The sequence below is a fragment of the Panacibacter microcysteis genome (assembly GCF_015831355.1).
Taxonomy (GTDB): Bacteria; Bacteroidota; Bacteroidia; order Chitinophagales; family Chitinophagaceae; genus Panacibacter; species Panacibacter microcysteis.
Window position 1 is genome coordinate 399707 of record NZ_JADWYR010000002.1, and the last position, 21592, is coordinate 421298.

At 42.2% G+C, this 21592-nt stretch carries 22 protein-coding genes; 12 read left to right on the forward strand and 10 right to left on the reverse strand.

What is annotated here, in order from left to right; all coding sequences use genetic code 11:
• Positions 1-8 precede the first annotated feature (8 nt).
• A complete protein-coding gene (locus I5907_RS13620) occupies positions 9-2579 on the reverse strand; it encodes a TonB-dependent receptor (RefSeq protein ID WP_196991363.1) in 2571 nt (856 codons plus the stop codon).
• Between the two features lie 128 nt (positions 2580-2707).
• On the opposite strand from I5907_RS13620, the gene I5907_RS13625 reads away from it, so the two are divergent.
• The 3 genes from I5907_RS13625 to I5907_RS21805 all read left to right on the forward strand — a co-directional run bounded on the left by I5907_RS13625 (position 2708) and on the right by I5907_RS21805 (position 4688).
• On the forward strand, positions 2708-3748 hold the full coding sequence (locus I5907_RS13625; RefSeq protein WP_196991364.1) for an endonuclease/exonuclease/phosphatase family protein: 1041 nt from the start codon (positions 2708-2710) through the stop codon (positions 3746-3748).
• Between the two features lie 95 nt (positions 3749-3843).
• The gene (locus I5907_RS13630; RefSeq protein WP_196991365.1) at positions 3844-4263 is read left to right on the forward strand and encodes a hypothetical protein; all 420 of its coding nucleotides are present in this window, start codon (positions 3844-3846) and stop codon (positions 4261-4263) included.
• 35 nt (positions 4264-4298) lie between these two features.
• Positions 4299-4688: a transposase gene (locus tag I5907_RS21805; protein ID WP_283016295.1), complete on the forward strand. Its 390-nt coding sequence runs from the start codon at positions 4299-4301 to the stop codon at positions 4686-4688.
• Between the two features lie 75 nt (positions 4689-4763).
• Here I5907_RS21805 and I5907_RS13640 read toward each other — a convergent pair whose 3' ends face one another.
• The 4 genes from I5907_RS13640 to I5907_RS13655 all read right to left on the reverse strand — a co-directional run bounded on the left by I5907_RS13640 (position 4764) and on the right by I5907_RS13655 (position 8188).
• On the reverse strand, positions 4764-5645 hold the full coding sequence (locus tag I5907_RS13640) for an acyl-CoA thioester hydrolase/BAAT C-terminal domain-containing protein (RefSeq protein WP_196991366.1): 882 nt from the start codon (positions 5643-5645) through the stop codon (positions 4764-4766).
• A gap of 308 nt (positions 5646-5953) precedes the next feature.
• Positions 5954-6679 (reverse strand): DUF6000 family protein, encoded by a 726-nt coding sequence (locus tag I5907_RS13645; RefSeq protein WP_196991367.1) that lies wholly within the window; start codon positions 6677-6679, stop codon positions 5954-5956.
• 221 nt (positions 6680-6900) lie between these two features.
• Positions 6901-7344 carry a DUF3592 domain-containing protein gene (locus I5907_RS13650; RefSeq protein ID WP_196991368.1) on the reverse strand — a complete coding sequence of 148 codons (444 nt, stop codon included), beginning with the start codon at positions 7342-7344 and terminating at the stop codon, positions 6901-6903.
• A gap of 331 nt (positions 7345-7675) precedes the next feature.
• Positions 7676-8188, reverse strand: coding sequence for a PH domain-containing protein (locus I5907_RS13655; protein WP_196991369.1), 513 nt, complete (start codon positions 8186-8188; stop codon positions 7676-7678).
• 433 nt (positions 8189-8621) lie between these two features.
• Here I5907_RS13655 and I5907_RS13660 point away from each other — a divergent pair, with 433 nt between their 5' ends.
• Positions 8622-11036 carry a TonB-dependent siderophore receptor gene (locus I5907_RS13660; protein ID WP_196991370.1) on the forward strand — a complete coding sequence of 805 codons (2415 nt, stop codon included), beginning with the start codon at positions 8622-8624 and terminating at the stop codon, positions 11034-11036.
• A 225-nt stretch (positions 11037-11261) separates the two neighbouring features.
• Here the strand turns inward: I5907_RS13660 and I5907_RS13665 are convergent, their stop codons facing one another.
• Positions 11262-11711 carry a PepSY-like domain-containing protein gene (locus I5907_RS13665; RefSeq protein ID WP_196991371.1) on the reverse strand — a complete coding sequence of 150 codons (450 nt, stop codon included), beginning with the start codon at positions 11709-11711 and terminating at the stop codon, positions 11262-11264.
• A 101-nt stretch (positions 11712-11812) separates the two neighbouring features.
• On the opposite strand from I5907_RS13665, the gene I5907_RS13670 reads away from it, so the two are divergent.
• On the forward strand, positions 11813-12481 hold the full coding sequence (locus I5907_RS13670; RefSeq protein ID WP_196991372.1) for a ferredoxin reductase domain-containing protein: 669 nt from the start codon (positions 11813-11815) through the stop codon (positions 12479-12481).
• An 11-nt stretch (positions 12482-12492) separates the two neighbouring features.
• On the opposite strand, the gene I5907_RS13675 is transcribed toward I5907_RS13670, so the two are convergent.
• Positions 12493-12840, reverse strand: a complete 348-nt coding sequence (locus I5907_RS13675; RefSeq protein ID WP_196991373.1) for a DUF1801 domain-containing protein — start codon at positions 12838-12840, stop codon at positions 12493-12495.
• Positions 12841-13032: 192 nt separating this feature from the next.
• Between I5907_RS13675 and I5907_RS13680 the strand changes: the two genes are divergently transcribed.
• From I5907_RS13680 to I5907_RS13695, 4 genes are all read left to right on the forward strand, one after another.
• Positions 13033-13347 carry a hypothetical protein gene (locus I5907_RS13680; RefSeq protein WP_196991374.1) on the forward strand — a complete coding sequence of 105 codons (315 nt, stop codon included), beginning with the start codon at positions 13033-13035 and terminating at the stop codon, positions 13345-13347.
• A gap of 432 nt (positions 13348-13779) precedes the next feature.
• Entirely contained in the window at positions 13780-14946 is a 1167-nt protein-coding gene (locus I5907_RS13685; protein WP_196991375.1) for a BON domain-containing protein, read from the forward strand.
• A 258-nt stretch (positions 14947-15204) separates the two neighbouring features.
• The gene (locus I5907_RS13690) at positions 15205-16095 is read left to right on the forward strand and encodes a hypothetical protein (RefSeq protein ID WP_196991376.1); all 891 of its coding nucleotides are present in this window, start codon (positions 15205-15207) and stop codon (positions 16093-16095) included.
• 191 nt (positions 16096-16286) lie between these two features.
• Positions 16287-16820, forward strand: a complete 534-nt coding sequence (locus I5907_RS13695; RefSeq protein WP_196991377.1) for a DinB family protein — start codon at positions 16287-16289, stop codon at positions 16818-16820.
• Between the two features lie 59 nt (positions 16821-16879).
• Here I5907_RS13695 and I5907_RS13700 read toward each other — a convergent pair whose 3' ends face one another.
• The 3 genes from I5907_RS13700 to I5907_RS13710 all read right to left on the reverse strand — a co-directional run bounded on the left by I5907_RS13700 (position 16880) and on the right by I5907_RS13710 (position 19842).
• Entirely contained in the window at positions 16880-18367 is a 1488-nt protein-coding gene (locus tag I5907_RS13700) for a malate:quinone oxidoreductase (protein WP_196991378.1), read from the reverse strand.
• A gap of 112 nt (positions 18368-18479) precedes the next feature.
• Entirely contained in the window at positions 18480-18929 is a 450-nt protein-coding gene (locus I5907_RS13705; RefSeq protein WP_196991379.1) for a hypothetical protein, read from the reverse strand.
• Between the two features lie 229 nt (positions 18930-19158).
• A complete protein-coding gene (locus I5907_RS13710; protein ID WP_196991380.1) occupies positions 19159-19842 on the reverse strand; it encodes a class I SAM-dependent methyltransferase in 684 nt (227 codons plus the stop codon).
• A 93-nt stretch (positions 19843-19935) separates the two neighbouring features.
• On the opposite strand from I5907_RS13710, the gene I5907_RS13715 reads away from it, so the two are divergent.
• The 3 genes from I5907_RS13715 (at position 19936) to I5907_RS13725 (ending at position 21545) form a co-directional block, all read left to right on the forward strand.
• Entirely contained in the window at positions 19936-20136 is a 201-nt protein-coding gene (locus tag I5907_RS13715; RefSeq protein WP_196991381.1) for a hypothetical protein, read from the forward strand.
• Between the two features lie 256 nt (positions 20137-20392).
• A complete protein-coding gene (locus I5907_RS13720) occupies positions 20393-21184 on the forward strand; it encodes a HipA family kinase (protein WP_196991382.1) in 792 nt (263 codons plus the stop codon).
• The gene (locus I5907_RS13725; protein WP_196991383.1) at positions 21162-21545 is read left to right on the forward strand and encodes a DUF3037 domain-containing protein; all 384 of its coding nucleotides are present in this window, start codon (positions 21162-21164) and stop codon (positions 21543-21545) included. Before I5907_RS13720 ends, I5907_RS13725 begins: the two co-directional genes overlap by 23 nt.
• The last annotated feature ends 47 nt before the right edge of the window (positions 21546-21592 follow it).

Here is a 21592-nt window from a genome sequence, read left to right on the forward strand (position 1 = left end):
AGCGTTTGCTACAATCTTAGTGCAACACTGGTAAAGTAATTAAGGCCAAATGCATAATAATATTTGGGTGGAAACTGGTTTGGATCTTTGGTGTCAAAATCAAACCGCAGTTGCTCGTAACCGCCGGAGATAATATGTTTATTGTTCAACAGGTTGTTGATGCCGGCATTGAAGACAAGGAACATCGGTTTCTTGCCACGGCTGGTTCGGTTTATCCTGTAAGAATAACCACCAAAGAAATCGGCTGTAAAGGCAGGGCTCAATCTGGTCTGGCCGATGATGCTGTGCCATGCATCACTTTTGGGATCTACGTTCTCTACTGCTGCATCGGTGCGGCGTATAGGGTTAAAGTCAAGCCACATCTGGTCGAAGAAATTTCCCGTAAGGCTGATAAACCAGAATTTTGGTGACCGGTAAGAGATGCCAAGGCTATATGCCTCCTGTGGTGTGCCGGCAACCCGGTAGTTTTGTGAATACACCGTTTCGTCTGAAAGTATTTCCGCCGTATTGTCGAGTGTTACAATGGCATGCTGCCGGCTGTTATAATAATACCGGCCTACAGCGGCAGCTGCATTGATGGAAACATTTTTTGCTATGGTTGCCTCTAAGCCAAACTCTCCGCCAAAGTGTATTTTACCGATATTACTCAATGCATAGTTCACAAAGTTTTGATAGGTCTCGTGGTAAAATGTAAGCACATTGAAACCATGCCTGAAAGAAGTATAATAACCGTTTAGTCTTATTTTTATTTTTGGCGCGTTTAAGGTATAGCCTGCTTCAGCAGCCTGAATATTTTCTGAAATAAGGTTGTCCTGTGTAATATTCCTTGTTCGCGGAGCGATGTATGCGTTTTCAAAAAACGGTGCCCTTGTTGAATAAGCAGCGTTCATAAAAAAGTAATTCCTGCCGTTCATTTTGTAAGTCACCCCGCCCTTAAAAGCATAATTCACAAAATAGTTGTTGTTAGAATTTCCGTATGAGTTAGCAGGAAAAAGTCCGTTTCTTACATTGCCTTTTCGCCAGAATACATTTTGAGAGGCTTCCCCAGCAATAAAAAAATCAAGCCTGTTATATTTCAATACCAGTTGTGCCCATACCGCTGTGCGCACTACATCAATATCATAGTCATAACCATATTGCTCACCTGTTTTCACCAGCCTGTTGGGCCGGTCAATATCATTTTGTGCAGCCAGGCTATTACCGGGGAAGGCCCTTTCTGCAAACTGGTTAAGGTCAACATAAAATTCGCCACCCAGCATATCTGCTATCTCCTGGTAGTAGTGATTTTTTTGCGCCTGTACGGTAAGCCCTGATGTAAGATCAATATGACTACCCGTGCTTGTATTGAGTACCGTATTGAAGTTGAATTTCTTTGTATCGGTAACCCTCTTGGCAAGTATATAGAGTGCCCGGTGGCCTGTAATGTGATTGCCCGTTATGCCATTTGCGTTATATACAGTTTGCACATTGTCACGGTTCACATCGTATAAATGCTGCCAGTTAATCTGCCTCGCTGCCTCATTGTTTTTCAACTCGTTTGTTACCAGTTCTTTTATGGCGGGATCGGTTTGGTAACCGGGCAGGTACCGGTAATAATCAGGTCTTGGGTCGGGCGCATTGTACCAGTCAATACCACTAATACTTCTTTTGCCAAACGAAAAACCTGCCGCAGTGGTAAGTGATGTATGATCGTTTACCCGGAATTCATGTGTAAGAATAAATACAGGCTGGTTAGTGCGGCCAACGCTGGCATTTCGCTTTTTGCCATCCTGGTAGCCCCAGTAGGGATTGTAGTAATGTGTGCCTGCCAGTTCCTGCATTTCCAGCACTGATGCCGTCTGCCGGCCATTTTCTGTTGGTGCTGCAAATGCAACAAAAGATAGCAGGTGCCGCTGGTCAATTCTTTTATCAATGCCTGTAAACCAACTCCAGCCGTTGTAATAGGTGCCGGGTACATAGCCTTCACCGGCCCATCGCCTGCTGGCAGAAAATACAAATGCCCAGCCTTTTTTACTCATGCCAGTACCATGTGTAAGCATCCAGCGGTGATTGTATGTGCGGTTGGAGATTGCATAACTGAAACTTGTTTGTTTACGTTGTTTACCCGCCCTTGCATCTATGCTGGTTGTAGTTGCAATATCCCCATACGCAAATGTGCTTGGCCTCAGGCCAATGGCAAGGTCACGGTTTCTTGTTACATCGTTCAGTCCGCCCCAGAGATTGTAAGGCGTAAAGCCGTTATCCAGATTGGTCACAGGAATGCCATTAAGGTATGTCTCATTGAGGTCTGCATCATAGCCCCTGATCTTAAAACGAAGCGGGCTGAAGCTATAAGCAGCCGCAGAGAAAAAGGGGTTGCGACCGGCATTTAAAACAGAGGATACGTTTTGCGGGCCTGAGTCAGAGAAATCATTATCGTCTAAAGACACCACAGGCAGGTTGTCCAGTGCATTGTCTTTTAGTTCATACAACGCACTATCTGTTACAGAAGTAGTGTCTTTCCTTTCAGCAGGCCCATCATGCTGCGCGGCCGCATTTATACTAAAGCAGCACAAAAGGATAAGGATTCTTTCTCTCATGTTGTATTGGTATAACAACAAATCTATACATGTAAAATATTATATTTGATCATAATTACATTTATAATATTTTCTTAATGTGTTTGCTCTGTCCATTCCTGTAAGCCTTAAACTTAATTACGCTTAAAATGAAACACTTAGTTAACCTGCTTGTAGCATTGTTTGGCTGTACAACAGCCTTCGCTCAAAAGCAGGATTATAAAACAGCGATTGTAGCCTTTTACAACCTCGAAAATTTTTACGATACCACCGATAATCCCGCCGTTAACGATAATGATTTTACGCCCGGCGGAGATAAAAATTACAATACTGCTATCTATCAAAGCAAAGTCCACCATCTCGCAACCGTTATAGCGCAGATCGGCACAGAAATGAACCCCGACGGGCCAGCAATACTTGGTGTGGCAGAGATTGAAAACGATACAGTATTGAATGACCTGGTAAAAGATCCGCTGATCAGCAGCCGCAAATACAACATCGTTCATTACGATTCCAGGGATCTGCGCGGGGTTGATGTTGCATTTCTGTACAATCCAAAATACTTCACCGTAGAAGACAGCAGGAAGTTGTTTGTTCGCCTGCCGGCAGGTGCAAAAGAAAACATTTTTACACGCGATGTATTGTGGGTAAAAGGCAGGCTCGATGGAGAAACCATCCACGTTTTTGTAAATCACTGGCCAAGCCGCCTGGGCGGAGAGGAGCGCAGTGCACCCGGCCGTGCAGCCGCTGCCATGGTCTGTAAACATTTTGCTGATTCACTGCAGAAAGCAGCGCCAAACGCAAAGATCATCATTATGGGAGACCTGAACGATGATCCCGTCAATGCAAGCCTTACCAAGGTACTCAACGCAAAGGGAAGAAAGGAAGAAGTGAAAGAGAACGGTTTATTCAATCCATGGGTGGAAATGTATAAAAAAGGATATGGCACACTGGCCTACCAGGATGCATGGGGTTTATTTGACCAGATCATTATAAGCGCGGCTTGGCTCAGTAAAAATCAACCTGGGTTCTTTTATTTGCACCAGCACATTTTCAACAAACAATTCCTCATCGAAAATGCCGGGAAATACCGTGGCTACCCCATGCGCACGTGGGATGGCAACACCTATCGCGGCGGCTACAGCGATCATTTTCCTACCTATCTCGTAATGGTTAAAAAAGCACAATAAAAGTGTGGGTACCAGCAGCAGTTCTTTGTGGCAGCATCGTTGCGTCGCATTCCGTTCATCTGTATATCAATGGGCAGCTGCAGGCTGCGGATCATATGAGCAACAGGGAATCTCCAGATACCGGCATTTACAACACGGGCCTGGTTAACTTTTTAGTTCATCACTCTGCTGCCATCTGGATAGAAATGCCACTTCGCATAAAAAAGGCTGGTGGATTGGAAAGAGGCAGGGATGACAGATCTGCTTCCTGCAAAATTGCGTGGTATGCGCTGCGTTATCATGACCAGGCAAAGCTCTGGAAGCCAGCAGACACAAGCATTGAGAAGATAAAGCATCTTATTGTCCAGCGGGAAAGGGTCGTTAATACGCTTAAGCTTCTTACTGTTCCTGCACAGGAACTAATTGATTGCGGTTGCATTGAAGAAGGTAATATGGTACTCAAACTGCAGCAACCCGTTATTAAAACATTGCAAAAAACAAAACTGCAAATTGAATCTGTTATCAACAAAAAATAATAAAGCAGGATGAACAACTAAATCATACTGTAGAACTGTTACAGTCAGTAAATGGCATTGGTAAAGTAACAGCCACAGCTCTGCTGGTGTACACCAAAGGCTTTACGGCTTTTAACAATGCCAAGGAGCTAGCCTGTTATTGTGGTGTAGTGCCTTTTAATAAAACCTCTGGCAGCAGCGTAAAATACAAGCCATCAGTAAGTCCTTTTGCAAATATGAAATTAAAAAAACTGTTACACCTCTGTGCCATGTCGGCCCTGCAAAATGACTCGGAAATGAAAGCCTATTTTGAAAGAAAATTGTTAGAAGGAAAAAACAAAATGAGCATCATCAATGCCATCAGGAACAAACTCATTCATCGTGTGTTTGCAGTAATTAGAGACAATAGGCGTTATGAGGATAACTATGTACGCCCCTGTGCATAACCACGAAAAAATTAATAATAAAATGGCTCAAATAAATCATAGAAAACTATTAGCAATACCAATGTTGGCTGCAGTTTAATTTTTTTGGGATGCATTGATTTCGGATAGCATTCTAAGGAAATCAAGAGTTCTTTTTTCCGAGTCAATTCGGGCATTTTTATTTCCTTCTTTAGTACCTCCAATCATATATGAGTCATTAAGTGTGTGTCCTGCATTATCATAAGAAAATAGCTTATGCCAATGAGGAAATTTGTTGCTATCCAATCTTTTCATTACCATTTGGGACATCTGATCAGAAGTCCACATACTATCAGCTTTGCCTGCCAATAGTAAAACAGGTCCATTAATGTTTTCAACTTCTATTTCGGCTTTGCTCACATATTCAGTTTGCTCCAATGAAAGTTTATATACTTCAACATATTGATTATTGACAATTTTACTGTAATCGAAAGGGGCAAAGGGTACGAAAGGAATTGATTTACCATTTTCGGACCAGCTTGAAACAGGGTTACCACCTAAACCCTGAAAGACAACAGAACTGGGAACCGCTGCTATAACTCCATTGATTTGTTTATACTTTGAGGCAAGAAGAAGAGCAAGTTCACCTCCTTTTGAACCTCCCCAAACCACTATTTTTTTGTTTTTGAGTTCAGGCTTGGATTTCAGATCCACTATTGCCTTTTCAAAATACTCGACTGGAATCATTTCTAATCTGTCCGGAGTATTTTTTGTTTGAAAGTATCCTAAGGTCAAACAGGAATAGCCTAAACTAGTAAGCTTTTCTATATCATAATAGTTGGGAAGTCCTCCTTCTGAACCACCTAAAAGTATCAACGCTACATTTTGAATGTTTCCTTTCGCGGGATAATATTTTGAGTCTGGAATTGTGTCGTTTTGAGCAATGGCTTTAATAAAGCAAAAAATAGCGGCTACAGAAGTAATAAAAATTATACGCATGATTTTCGTAATACTTGTTTAATAGCATTTAGACGGAGACGATCGTAGTTCAAAAATGTTACAAGTTTTGAAACTTTTTTTTAGGAACTTAAGTTTCAAGTCTATTCTGAACGTTGAGTAAATTGCAGCCAACGGCTACGGCTTGGCGATGTGGTGGTATCTGAAAATCGTCAGCCCGTAACCGCTGTTAAATTTATAAATAACAGTTCATTGTTTATTCTATTGCCCGGCGTTATTCGTCTGCCGAAGCCCAATAGCGAACAAAAAGTGAGAATATATTCGTCGCCCGCCATATTGCCAATGTCCCGTTAGCGGCTGTATTGGTTCAAGTCAGTGAGAATATATATTTGTTCTTCAAAAAAATCTGTCGAGAACTTTTCTAAGTGTTTTTCACTGGCTGAATTAGTTTCTTTGTTTAGTTCTGGATATAATTTTGCTAACTCCTGTCTTTGATATTCTTCTTGCTTTTTCCTGTCCACCGTTAGCTTTTTCCAGTTGTCAAGATGCTGGTTAAAATAATCTGTTTGATTTTTCCTATCTAAATACAATACTGCTTCTATGACAATCTTCTGGTCAAAATACAACGAAGATTTTGCTAAGTAATACTCTAAATATTTATTTAAATAGCCGATACACTTTTCGTCATTAAAGAAAGCAAGTGTCAAAGCGTAAATGTGTCCTACACAGCAGACTTCACTTTTCAAAAGATGTGTCCCAATAATGTTGATGAGTTCTTTGTAATTTTTTACTGCTGCAAAATAAGAACCTACCAAACGTGTTCGCCAATTGAAGTCTCCCAGTAAATTAAGGCAAACGTCTTGTGTAATTTCAGGCTTTATTTCTTTAACATGTTCAATCCAGTTTAAGTTGTCATAACAGCCAATTTCCATATAATAAGGAACAACCCACTTTTTTATAAAGTCAGCTGATAAGTCTTTGTCATTTTTATGTGTCGGCGAACTGTCAAACGGGGAAAGGTGCCTAACAGTTGCACCTGCTGAATGAAGTCCTGGCATTTCGTTTAGGTCGTCCATAATATAGCCGCTAGCGGCCAGGCTTGGCGACGTGGCGATATTCCGTGTTACGTCAGCTTGGACTGGTGCTGATCAAAGATATGAAGACGAAAATATATTCTAAAGCTGGGATTTATTCGTCAGATTGATATGTCGCTGAGCAATGTTATATCGATCAGGACTTATTCGTAAAGCCGCCATGACGCCAAACCCCTTGTTGCCTGCTGGCCGGTCAAATTTTATTAGGAACATAATTTGTAGAGGCCTATCAAGCAAAAAATTAAACCTACAACGGTAATTACAATTCTTGCAACTAGCTCAGATTGTTTGGTATCAACATAAAAATTTGCCGGATCCGTCGGATCATAGTAAACCTCAACTTTGTCACCCGGCTTGTATTGTCCTGTAAAAAATAAAGCAAATGGCTGTTTAATTTCCGACGTAATCCATTCTTGTTTTTTTGTCACGAATCTTACGGTGATTTTATCCATGGTTGATGAAGAGCTTTCTAAATCTGAATTGCGGTTTCCACTCTGCTCTAACTTATAGATAATTCCCTCGACTCGTTCGCCTGTGTCTTTGAGACTTATTGACCGATTCCTTTTAATTGTCGATATTATTACAGCGACAAGTCCTATGATTAGGAAAAGAAACGGTTCAAATTGTTTAAAATCGAAATCTTGCATATAGATTTATCTAGGCTTGCAGGCAACGAGCAGGGCTTTATGCAGGTTGGGAATTGTTATTCGTCCGCCCACAACCGCTGCCGATTGAAAATATAAAGCTGAATTTAAGAACTAAAGTTGAAAGTTGTTTGTCCAGCCCGAACCACAGCCCGGATTTGTAATTGGCTGATGTTTGCTGGTCATGCCCAACTAAACCTTATGTTGATAGCAGTCATTCTTTGGGCTCATACTTCGTTTTATAGCCTGGGTTTATGTCCGGTCGCAAGGCGTTTGGATAATTAAAATCTGTCTTTATATTTAAAGATGTCTGCTTAACCATTTTGAAAACTTCCTAGGGGTTTTCAATTGCACTCCAACTGTCATATAATTTTGTGGTGTTTCCTTCGTCTGTTTGTGTCCTGCCGCTAAAAAATCGTATAGTCCCAACATTGTACATTTTCTCTACAACACTTACAGTAATTTCCATGTCAGAAATTTTATCATAGTCTATTGTTTTGAAGTCAGTTCCAATAAAACCAGAACGCATCATAATTCTTTTGTCAGTATATGAGTAAGCCATGTTTGAAAAAGAAAATAGCTTTTTCAAGAAAGTGAACAGCCCTGCAACCAAAGGAATAAGTCCAAATAGCCAAAAAAAGGATAGTGAGTTATTGTCGCCGTTTGAACCGAAATTTCTCGCTGTCAAAAGCCAAGCTATTGCAAATCCAATTGTAATTATTCCGCCTAAGACCCCTGTAAAAATGAATGGAATAAATTTAGGTTTCCCTGTCCAAAGAATTTCTTCTTTGTCATCTTTAATGCTTTCAAATTCTGGTAGTAAATCTTTGTCGTTTGTTGAAGCCATAAATTTTTAGGGTGTTTGATTTTGCAATTGCTACCAACACAAATATAATAGCAATATGTCAGCATTTTAAAAAATCATATATCATTAAATGCTATCACTGTCGATCCGCCGTTTTGGTATTACAGAGTTGCTTTAACCCACTGTTTAAGTTGTCATTATCTTTTTAAGCAAGCAGCCAATAACAAGCACATGTGCGTGATCAGTGGCAAGCAAGCTAACCCGCAACGCCACAGCCGCCATAAAAACGGAACGTACAAGTGAGTGACACAACAGGTGATGCCATGCAAAACTGCTGCCGGCTACCTGATGCCTTATTTTTTTTATCAGTAACTGTCATGAAAATGTAAGTTTCCCGATTGCGTAAGACGATTTCCCGATTGCTACACGTAATGTGTTGAGACAAAAGCAATTTCGCGGAAATATTTTAAATAAGATGAGCAGTATGTACCCACAGTTTAGATGTAAATATTTCTTTTTTGTTTTATTGTTTGTATTATCATTTCTCCAGGTTGTGGCCGGTGATAATGAGAATGAAGATGGTCTTGGCGGCGTAAAGGGAAAGGTGACCACTACCGATAACAAACCCGCAGCAATGGTAACGGTAAGTATTAACGGCACTAAAAAAAGTACGCTTACCGGCGATGATGGCGCCTTCATAATACGCAATGTACAGCCTGGTAATTATGAGCTGGAACTATCGCTGGTTGGCTATGAGACTGTAACCGCGGGCATAACCATTGAAGCAAACAAGACCAGCGCGGTTGCCATACAACTAAAGGTGTCTGAGAAGCAGTTGCAGGAAGTAATTGTAAGCAGCGGTGCTGTTGGTTACAAGTCAAATGTAGCCTCTTCTACACTGCGCCTGCAAACACCGCTTATTGAAGTACCACAAAATATACAGGTTATTACCAACAGGGTACTGAAAGATCAGCAGATACTCAGCATGAGCGATGGCGTAATACGCAATGTAAGCGGCGCCATGCGACTGGAACACTGGGGCGATATGTACACCAACATTAACATGCGCGGCTCCAGGGCTTCTGAATTCAGGAACGGTATGAACATTATTACTTCTTACTGGAGCCCGCTTACACAGGATATGAGTTTTGTAGATCACATAGAGTTTGTAAAAGGCCCTGCAGGTTTTATGATGTCTGTGGGTGAACCGTCCGGCATTTTTAACGTGGTTACCAAGAAGCCTACCGGCGTTAACAAAGGAGAGGTGAACGTTACAATGGGCAGCTACGATCTTTACCGCGCATCGCTGGATTTGGATGGCAAATTTGATAAAGAGGGCAAACTGTTGTACCGCTTTAATATGGCCGGACAAACACAAAATTCTTTCCGCCCTTACGAGTACAACAACCGCTATGCTATTGCGCCGGTCATTACATATAAGCTTGATGATAAAACAACACTTACCGCAGAGTATAACCTGCAAAAGGTAAAGACATCCAATGTAGGCAGCTACTATGTTTTTTCAACGAAAGGTTATGCAGTACTGCCACGCAACTTTACCACGCTCGATCCGGGTTTGGAACCCACCTACATTACAGACCAGAGCATTACCGTAAACCTGCAGCACCGCTTTAGCGATAACTGGAAAGTAACAGCGCAGGCAGCTTACTTTGATTATGCGGCACAGGGCTCAAGCTCATGGCCGGGCTATGTGGGTGCAGACAGCATGATACGCGGCATCAGCATATGGGATGCAGCAGCCACGGCTAAAATAGGGCAGTTATTTGTAAATGGTTCGGTAGAAACAGGGGCCGTGAAACACCGCATTCTTGTTGGCCTCGACGCAAACGACAAAGAATATTTTGCCGACTGGAACCAATACCACGCGCTGGATACAGACGATTCCAAGTTTAGCTTCAATAATCCTGTATATGGTTTTCCTTCCAACGGTTATCCTGTTTGGGACAGGTCTAAAAGTCTTACCCAACGCGCAGGTGTTTACGGCCACGTGGCACAGTCTTATACCGGCTTATATGTGCAGGACGAACTGGGCTTTTTCAATAATGTGCTTCGTGTAACGCTTGCCGGCCGCTACAGCAATGTGAAAAATACCAACTATGGTACTGTTTCCAGTGCAGAAAAAATTACCCCACGTGTTGGTGCAAGTGTTTCTATAGATCGCCAGACCGCAGTGTATGCGTTGTACGACCAGGCTTTTGTGCCACAGTCGGGCGTTAAGAGAGATGGCAGCACCATAAAACCGCTTACCGGCAACAATATGGAAGTGGGTATAAAAAGAGACTGGCTGGGTGGAAAGGTTAGTACCAGTCTTGCCGTATACCGCATTCTTAAAAACAATGAAAATTCAACAGACCCCGCCGATCCTTCGGGCAGGTTTGTGGTGCAGCTTGGTCAAACAAGGGCACAGGGTGTTGAGTTTGATATACGTGGAGAGCTCTTTCCCGGCTTAACGGCAACAGCCAATTATGCATTAACAGACAATCAAATTACCAAGGCAGATACCGCCGCCGCATCGCAATTAAATATTGGCAATAAAGTGCCGGGCTATGCAAAACATACTGCCAATGCGTGGCTGAACTACAGGATCAATAATGGCGCGTTAAAAGGCCTTGGTATTTCAGGTGGTTTTACCTTTCTTGGCGAGCGCAGTACATGGTCGTGGGCAGGTGCTGTTAAGAGCGCACAATTGCCTGACTACACAAAATTTGATGCAGGAATTTTCTGGGAAAAAGATAAGTTTCGTGTAGCATTGAATGTGTATAACCTTGCAGATACTTACCTGTACTCAGGTGCAGCTTATGCCGACTATTACTACTGGCAGGCAGAACCCGGCCGCAACTGGAGATTGGGTATTACTTACAGGTTCTAAGACCGGCATCACTTTATATAAAAGCCAATGCGTTTACAGCATTGGCTTTTTTTATGTACCCGGCGGCATTACTACTATTAAGCTTCTGTTGCGTCGCACACTTGTACGAATGGATCTTTATTCGGCATGGTGCAACTTTCTTTCAGCATATACATCCCTCTTGTGTGCTGTATGTAATACACAAAAAAAATCCTGCTGAATAAAAGCAGGATTTTTTTATCAGGTTTAAACACCCGGTGTTTCTTTTTCCAGTTGACCATCTTTCGTAAAGAACAGAAACAGTTTTTGCACCGCACTTTTTTCTATATAAATACGGTAAACATTTTTGTTGTCGTCGTTTTCTATCCAGTACACGGAACCTTTTGTCCAGTCTGTGTATTTACTCTTTTCAAAACCGTCCTTTACCGCTTTTGGTAAAGCATCATAACTGTCTATTTTTTTCATCGTTTCTTTCCATTCGCCTTTGGTCGTAAACTCGGCCGTGTACGCTGCGCCGCCGCTGTTAAAACTAGCCTGGAAGTTGGTCAGTTTGTCTTTCCATTCTACTTTATCTGCGTTAGGAAATTTTTGTTTAAACGCCTCCGTAACTTCTGCGGGTACCTTTCTTATTTGTGCAGAAAGCTGTACCGAGGTAAAAATTGCCACACTTAAAAACAATAATGCGATCTTTTTCATTTTGATTAGCTATTTGTGAATAATGATCAGGTTATGCAAACATCATGCAGACTTTAAAAAACAAATACGGGCTACATTTGTTTAACGCTAAAAACCAGGTTATGGAAAATATAAAAGTGAAAATATTGGCGGTTGATCAGGTAACGCACAACGTAAGATCATTCAAACTCGAAAAGCCGGATGGCTATGTATACACGCCAGGACAGGCAACTGAATTGTCAATATTAAAACCCGGCTGGGAAACGGAGAAAAGACCTTTCACCTTTACATCATTACCGGGTGCCGATCATCTTGAGTTTACCATCAAATGCTATACAGATCACGATGGAGTTACCAACCAGCTCGCAAAAGCTGTATCTGGAGATGTACTTGAAATTGGTGATGCGTGGGGCACTATAACGTACAAAGGAGAAGGTATTTTTATAGCCGGCGGCGCCGGTGTAACGCCTTTTATTGCCATCCTGCGTTCACTGCATGCGCAGCAAAAGATCGGCAATAATCAACTGATATTTTCCAACAAAACTTTACAGGATATTCTACTCAGAGAAGAGTTTGAACACATACTGGGCACAAACTTCATCAACATTATAACGCAGGAGTTTACAGAAGCATATCATCACGGCAAGATCGACAAAACATTTTTGGAACAGAATATTGCCAATTTCGATCAGCCTTTTTATGTATGTGGCCCGGATGCTTTTACTGCACACATTCTGGGGACATTAAAGTCACTTGGCGCAAATGCAGAAAGCCTGGTGTTTGAGAAATAATACAATCCTATTTACTGGCATAGTGCAAATGCATCATTTAATATCCCGTTGATCAGTTTCAGCGGGATATCCTTTTCCGGGTCAACCAGTAGTATTTTCATGCGTGCCCGTTTTTCGCTGATAAGCAATGGATGATTTATTTTGTTTCCTTCCACAATGCCTATATATGGTTGCATAAGTTTTTTATGTACCCATAGGTAGCAACACATTTTGTTGTTATAACAGTAGCATGGCATTCCATATTTCCACACTTCTTTTATATGCACATCCAGCGCTTGTATATGTGCTCTTAAAAAGAGCAGGCAGCTTTTATTTGGTTCAGCCTGCTGTAAAAAATATTGGTCTATAGTGCGTAGCATATATAAAGGTATTAGAACAACGGGAGTTATAATGGACTATGTAAACCTGTAATAAACTTACACAATTACAGTGCAACACAACTTTAACCGGTGTTTTTTTTGCAAACATAACCTCAACACTTTGTTAAAGCGATTCATTGTGTTAAACCAACACAATGAAACCGGTTCTGTATATTTATAAAATTTACAACAATGAAAAAATCAATTTTAATCGCCGCATGCAGCCTTATACTTGGCGCATCCACATATGCCGCACCATACAGCAGTCAACATATAAAGAAACAGGCAAAAGTGCAGGTGGCAGATCGCAGGCAAAAACACAAAGACACTAAACAGCTGAAGGATGATCAATCACAGTTTCATAGAGATCAAAAAAGTGGCGCATCGGCCACAACAATGAAACACGATGGAAAAAATGTGGTAAAAGATAAAGTGGCAGTACATAAAGACAAGCAGGCCGTTAAGGACGTTGATCAAAAAGATAAAAAAGTAGTACCGAATAAATAAGCTGGCAGTTTTCGAATTAGTCATTCATGGTTTAAAAACCGGCGCACAACGCCGGTTTTTTATGTTGAAATTCCTTTCCTGCATTTGGGGCATTCGCGCCTCACTTACAAAATAAATACCGTGCATGCCCTCTCCTGATTATCGGGGTCATTTGCCAATCTTAGATAATATTGTATTTTTTATTATATAACGTTTTCGCGTTACTGCACCCAGATAATTTTGAAATCGGAATTATATATAACCCTATAACATTTGTGATAAGCCATCAATCATAAAAGATGGTATGGCGAGGTCATGCACAAAATGTTTGATATAAATAAAAAGGCCTTCCGGGCTATCAAAAAATCATTTTGCCTTAGCGCAATGATAGACGCATATTCAGGCATAATCTTTTTATTCATTTCAGTATTGTTAATCTAAAAACACCTTTTTATGGAACAGGATCGTAACAGAAGAAACCAGGATGAAAATAACTGGAACCAGGATCGTGATCGCCGCCGTACTTCAGATGCCAACCAGGTACATGACTATGAAGGCGATACCGGAAGGCAATTCAACCGTGGTAGTTATGACAACGACCAGTGGAACGATAATGAGTGGAACCGCAGAAGCTCAGAATACGGCGGGCGTGGTGGCCAGGATTACGGCAGGCAGGGTAATGACTGGAACCAACAGGGTGGCCAGCGCAGTGCGCAACAGGATGATTATAGCCGCAACTGGCAGCAGGGCCGTGGGGGCAGGAGCGATAATGAAAGTGCCTATGGCAACACGAACCGCTGGAATGAAGACGAAAGCTATAATGATTATAACGACCAGCGCTCTGGTAACAACATGAGCCGCCAAAATTATGGCCTGGGCCGCAGTAATTTTGATCGCTCATCAAACTGGGGTAATGCAGGCAATATGAGCAATTCGCCAAACCGGGGTAACCAATCCGGCAGAAGCAATGCAGGAGGCTCAGACCGTTACAATGGTGGCTATAATTCAGAAAGCAACTACGGCAGCGGTAGTCAAGACCGTGGAGATTGGGAACAGGGTTCACGCTATGGTAGCAATGTGCCCGATTATTATGGCAGCAACTATGGCACAAGCGGTGACGGGTACAATAATCGTTATGGAAATGCCGGGCAACCATCGCAGGGTAGCCGCTTTAACCAGGGTTCGCCATATGGAAACAGCTATGGTAACAACAGCCAGCAAGGCACAGGCGGTATGTATGGTGGTCACCGCGGTAAAGGCCCAAAAGGTTATGAAAGGTCAGAACAGCGTATCAAAGAAGACATCAGCGATCGTTTAATGGATGATGATGATATAGACGCGTCAGAGATTGACATTACCGTAAAGGCCGGCGAAGTAACACTTACAGGCACCGTTAGTGACAAACAAACAAAACGCCGCATTGAAGACATGATAGAATCTATGTCGGGCGTAAAAAATGTACAAAATAACCTGCGTGTGCAATCTTCTCAGCAGGAGAGTGGCCGCACAAAAGATTCATCTAAACAAAGCAATGGTCAAAGCAATGATGCTGCAGGCAAACAGTCTGCTACCACAAGCTCGGCAGTAAAAGGCGAGCGCGAAAAAGTGCACCATAATTAGGTATTTAACGAATGCTTGCAACAATGAAAACCGCAGCACACACGCTGCGGTTTTTTATGTTATTAAAACAATGATGTACTTAGCTGCAGTACATGTGGCATCGCCTGTTGTGTCACTCACTTGTACTGGGGACCTTTGCGCAGCAGCGCGAAGTATTTGCCAGTAGAAAAACCAGGCGTATCTGTAATATGAATGATCTATCTTGCAAGTAAGTACGGAACCCAACATGAATCAAATACATTAAACCCATATTTAAACATGTTACACAAGACCCTTACAACGAGAAACGCATTTTTGTTTCTATTCGTATTGCTTAGGTTTAACCTCTTTGCGCAAAATGATCTTACAGATGCAGCTCAACCAATAGTAAAAGAAGGCAAATTATTGTACAAATCTGAAATGGCTTCGTGGTATGGAACAGACCTTTTTTTAGAGAACTACAAAGACAGGGCGAATATCGGTGGTTACTTTTCATATACAGAAAATGATACCGCGAAATGTATTTTCTTTTCAAAAGATGAAGTACCAAAGATTATTGGCACCATTTCATTTGACAGCACATACAAGGCGGCTGCAGCGAACGTAAACTTAGTGGAAAGGGATTTTACAGGCAGGGAGATTGATTTGTATGAAATAAGAAAGGCAGCATTAGAAATAATCAATTCAGATACGCTTTTTAAAACCTATGACAATACCAGTTTAAACCTTATACCGCTTGTACAGGGAGCAACAAAAAAGGTTTACGTACTTACTGGTCCAAAAAATAGTGGCGTTGTTATTTTCGGCAATGATTACCTGCTAACGTTTGATGCAGGTAATAAGTTGGTCGACAAAAAGCAACTTCACCAAAACATCATTCCTGTTTACTACGGCGATGAAGCTAAAGAAGCCGGCAGGCAAGCAGTTGGTGCAATGCATAGTCACCTGCCGCAAACAGGTTATTTCATTACAGCAACGGACATCTGCACTTTAATGCTGTACGAAAAATTTGCAAAATGGGAAACATACAATGTTGTATCCGAGAAATACCTGAACATCTGGAATTGCAAATCTGACCAACTGACGGTGATTACAATGGATGTAATGAAAAAGATAAACAGCGATCAGGAAAAAAGAAATAGGAAAAAGCAAAAAAACGACCAGGATTAGTAAGAATGAATATTTCGTTTTAATAACGGCCTGTAAAAACAAATGCAGACTATACACCTGCCCAATAAAGAACAAACCGTACAAGTGAGTGACACAACCAAAGCTCAATAGTAGCAATACAGTGCACTACATGAAAATTACTCCTTATATTAACACCGGCAACAGTCAAAACCACCTCAACAATTACTATCATGGATAAGGCTTCTGCAGACATTATCTGGAATCAATTTGGTGCAAGCATTGATATGCTGATTAATATTGCCATGAACTGTAACGACGACTACTTTTCAGCAAACAGGCGTTTCTATTATATACTTTTTCATAGTGCAATCTTCCTGGATTACTATGCTACCATACCTCCCCGGGATTTTGTACCACAACTTTCTTTCACACCGGCGGAAACATCTGTAAGACCTGCGGAAGCAATTGATGACCTTATACCGGATAAGTTTTACAGTAGCCATGAAATAGTTGCTTATTTAAAAAATACGCGGAACAAATGCCGTACGCTTGTGGCATTGCTGGCAGGTGAAACTGCAAACCTGCGCTTTACCGAAGGGAATGAAGCGCATGATATGGATTATTCTTTGCACGAAATAATCCTGTATAACATGAGGCATACCCAGCACCATGTTGCACAGCTTAACCTTTTATGGAGGCAGGATAAAAATCAACACCTGGAATGGTCTTTCAGGGCTGGTGATATAAAAGGAATGGGTGTATAGTTAAGGTTGATGTTAAAGATAGCAAAGTATAAAAACCGGATGCTTAATCCGACCCGCATTTACAACTGTAATACCCTATGTGTCCATGCCCTCGTCTCGTTACACAATGTTTCATCTTTATCAATGTGCCTGCCGAAAGACGGAATCATTTCTTTTAATTTGTTTTGCCATACAGTGCCGGCAAATTTCTCAGGAAAACATCGTTGTAAAAGATCCAGCATAATACTTACGGCTGTAGATGCGCCGGGCGATGCGCCAAGCAATGCAGCAATACTACCATCCGCAGCGCTTACCACTTCGGTACCAAACTCCAGTACCCCGCCTTCTTCATCATCTTTCTTTATTACCTGTACACGCTGGCCTGCTGTTTCCAGTTCCCAGTCTTCCATTACCGCATTTGGCATGTATTCTTTTAGCGCAGCAAGCCTTTCTTCAGGTGTTTGCCTTACCTGTTCGATCAGGTATTTAGTAAGTGGTATGTTGTGAATACCCGCCATTACCATTGGTGCAATGTTGCTGAAGCGTAGAGATTTCGGGAGGTCCATCAGAGAACCCTGCTTTAAAAATCTTGTACTAAAGCCTGCATAAGGTCCAAACAACAATTCCTGTTTGCCGCGGATCATGCGTGTATCCAGGTGTGGTACAGACATAGGTGGCGAACCCACTGCTGCCTTACCGTACACTTTTGCATGATGTTTTGCGATAACCGTTTCATTAACGCACTTAAGCCACTGACCACTTACGGGAAAACCTCCGTAACCCTTGCTTTCCGGAATACCCGAACGCAGCAGTAAAGGCAAAGAGCCACCACCTGCTCCAATGAATACAAACTTTGCGTTTAGTTTGCGTGTTTCACCAAATACATCGTCACGCACTTTCAGGCGCCATGGTCCATGATCATCCCTGTCAATGTCTTCCACTTCGTGGTTAAAGTGAATGGCAACTCCAGGAAACTTTTCGAGGTGGGTGAACATGTTCCTTGTAAGTGTACCAAAATTTACATCGGTACCAAGATTCATTTTTGTAGCGGCTACACGTTGTGCGGCATCACGCCCTTCCATCACGAGCGGCATCCATTCCTGCAACTGTGCCGGGTCTTCACTGTATTGCATACCCCTGAACAAATGACAGGTCTGCAATGCATCGTAGCGTTTTTTGAGGTAATCCACGTTATCATCCCATACAAAACTCATGTGTGGAATAGATTCTATGAAAGCATTTGGATTGGTAAGAATATTTCTTTCCGTCAGGTATGCCCAGAACTGCTTGCTTACTTCAAACGATGCGGCAATCTTTACGGCTTTGCTTATATCAATGGTTCCATCTTCATGTTCAGGCGTATAGTTCAGTTCGCAAAATGCAGAGTGGCCTGTACCTGCATTGTTCCAGGCATCAGAACTTTCGGCTGCTGCAATATCCAGCCTTTCAAAAATTTCGATGGTGATGGATGGTTCTAGTTCTTTAAGCAGTAAACCAAGTGTGGCACTCATTATTCCTGCCCCAATAAGAATTACGTCGGCGTGTTTTTCTTCTTTTCTGGTAAACATGCAGCAAAGATAGGCAGCCATTTATTGTTGTGCACTGCAGGTAAAAAGATTGGATAAACCAAAATAAAAAAGAGCAGTATTACTGCTCTTTAAACAAACTTGTTTGTGCGTATTACAATACGAGTGATAAAGTATCTGGTGATGCAGTTGCTGTAATGTTTTTCTCAATTACGCTGCCACCCTGCATTTGCAACTCGGCACCTTTGGAATTATATACCAATACGTACACAACTTCAAGGTGTTCTTTTCTTTCTTTAATGCCGGATATCCTTACTTCTTCTCTTATCGCATTTTCAACCGATGGGTATTGCTTCAGCAATTGCTCATCGAATGTTTTCTGCCATACAATGGTGCGGTTGTTTCCATTCACTTTCTGAATAAAAACCTGCACCTGCGCATAGGTACAATCGTACACTTTTGCGTTATAATTCGCACCCTTATAGATGCTGAGCGAAATGTTTTGCTCTACAGGCTTTTCCTGTATCGTTTGTTTCAATGGTTCATAAAAGGCTGATGCGCCGATCAATAAAACGACTGCCAGCCCAATGGATCTTTTTTTCATCTTTTCCTCCTTTGTTTCAAATACATACCTATCCTATGGGAAACCAATCGATCAATAAACGGTAACGATAATCAGTGGAGTTGCAACACTAAGATTATAATACTTAACCGGGTTGAATGGTCGCTTTCATTAATTTGTAACAGAAAGCTCAGTTTTCATTGTTTGCTATTAATACCATGAAAGAGAAAAGGTAACCCGGTTTTCTTTGAATCACCTGCCATGCAGCTTGTTACAGCTTTTTTTTCTGCAGTACCATCGTTGAAACCTGCGTGGTTATGTTTCCTGTTTCTATGAGCTTTACCGCGTGTATTACAGTAAAGGGTAACAACCTTTCTATAAATGGCCTGGCCATCAGCCGTTGTGGTGTTGTAAGCAAAATGGTGACATCTTTATCAAGCAGCGTGGAGCACATCGAGTACAGCCTGTCAAACTGCCCAGGCTCATAGTTTACATCACTCAGCAGTATTACATCCGCGGCAGGTATAGACTGCAATGCGTTCCAGTCCAGTATTATACCGGCGGTGTTTTGCAAGGCATTTTCTTTGGCGCTTAGCGCTGCAATCTGTACTGCCTCCGCGGCCTTGTCGCTAAAACAAACGGTATCGGCAAGTGTTGCAGCAACCAGTGATGGTAGTGCAAGTCCTGCAGCTATTTCCAGCACACGTTTATGCTGAATGTACACCGGGTTATCAATGATAAACTCCGCCATAGCATAGGCTGCCGGCCATATCTTCGACCAGTATGGAAACATGCCTGCATTCGCTTTATATTGTTGCTTTACAAAACTTTCTTCCGGAACAAATATCTTGATGCCTGTACGTTTATAGCTGAAGCTGGTGCGCTGTAACGGGTAGTTCATTTGCGCAAAAGTAATAAGCACAAATATATTGGCCGGTTGTGGTTTTATTTCCACACCCAAAACAGTTTTGTTTAAGTATCATAATTGTAAAAGATGCATATTCCTCAAAGGCACTGCTTTTGCAATATTGACCGTAAAATCAATAACATGAAAACAAAGAAGTCTGCCCTTATCATGATTGTGCTGGGCGCATTGTTTACCACCTCATCCTGCTCCGTGGAGTATCGTGCAAGGCATCCGCGGCCTAAACCAAAGCGTGTAATAGTTGTGGGTAAAGCGGGTACAGAACAACACATTAACACCCATACGCAGCAGGAGCAACCAGCAACAAATGTTGCAGTGTATTAACCGGCCGATAAATCTTTTTAAAGCCAGGCATTATGCCTGGCTTTTTTGTTGTTTACAACCACGGCATGAGCGCTTTACCCAATGTTACCTGGAGTACTGCTGCAAAATGCAAAGCAAAAATGATGTACCCGGCTTTGGTTTACCAATGAGGCTTTCGTTGCGTCGCACTCTTGTACTGCATATCACTATGCAGCACAAACCCGCTTCATGTTAAATGCAAACGTTATTTTTACGGCCATAAACTGGCATTCTTCGTATGAGTACTTCCAAACCCACATTAAGATCTGTAAACGTAACCCGCTATGTTACGCCCTTGCGTGAAGGGGGGTCATTGCCCGCGATAGCAGAGGCAGATGATGGTTTTATGTACGTGCTTAAATTCCGCGGTGCAGGGCAGGGGGCTAATGCATTGATAGCAGAACTTATTTCAGGGGAGATAGCGCGTGCGCTGGGTTTTAAAGTGCCTGAGATTGTTTTTGCCAATCTTGATGAAGCCTTTGGCCGTACAGAACCGGATGAAGAGATACAGGACCTTTTAAAAGCAAGCGTTGGCTTAAACCTTGCGCTGCACTACCTGTCCGGCTCATATACTTTCGATCCTGTAGTTACCACAATCAATGAAACACTTGCATCTGCTATTGTCTGGCTCGATGCGTTTGTGATGAATGTTGACAGAACTGCACGTAACACAAATATGCTTACCTGGCACAATGAACTCTGGCTTATAGATCACGGTGCATCATTGTATTTTCATCATGCATGGAGCGATCCTGCAGCGCAGGCCAGGAAACCTTTTCTGCCCATCAGGGATCATGTACTCTTACCTTTTGCTGCTAAACTTGATGAAGCCAATGAAGCGGCACACAGGATTATAACGCCCGCTTTACTCAGGTCTGTCGTTTCACTGGTGCCCGATGAATGGCTGCCCGATGAAACGATGACCGCTGCAGAAAAACGTGAGGGCTATGTGCAGTTTTTATTATCAAGGTTATCTGTATCTGATCAGTTTATTAATGAAGCAAAGCATGCAAGAGAAGCAATTATTTGAGTACGCAGTTATACGCGTGGTGCCTTGCGTAGAGCGTGAGGAATTTATCAACGCCGGTGTGGTGCTGTATTGTGCTTCGCAGCATTTTTTGAAAGCAGTTATTGCGCTCAATCATGCACGTGTTCATGCCCTGTGTACTGATATTGACATTACAGAAATTGAAAAGCGACTCCATGCCTTCCGGGATATAGCAGCAGGTTTAAAGCACGGCGGACCGATTGCCACATTACCAATTGCATCAAGGTTCCGGTGGCTTACGGCTGTGCGCAGCACAATTGTACAAACATCGGCTGTACATCCGGGTCTTTGCATAAATGCTGAAGAAACGCTGCAGAAACTATACGCACAACTGGTGCTGTAAGCATTGTACGCCGGTGGCGTTTAGCGGGGTGACGAAGCCGCGGACTA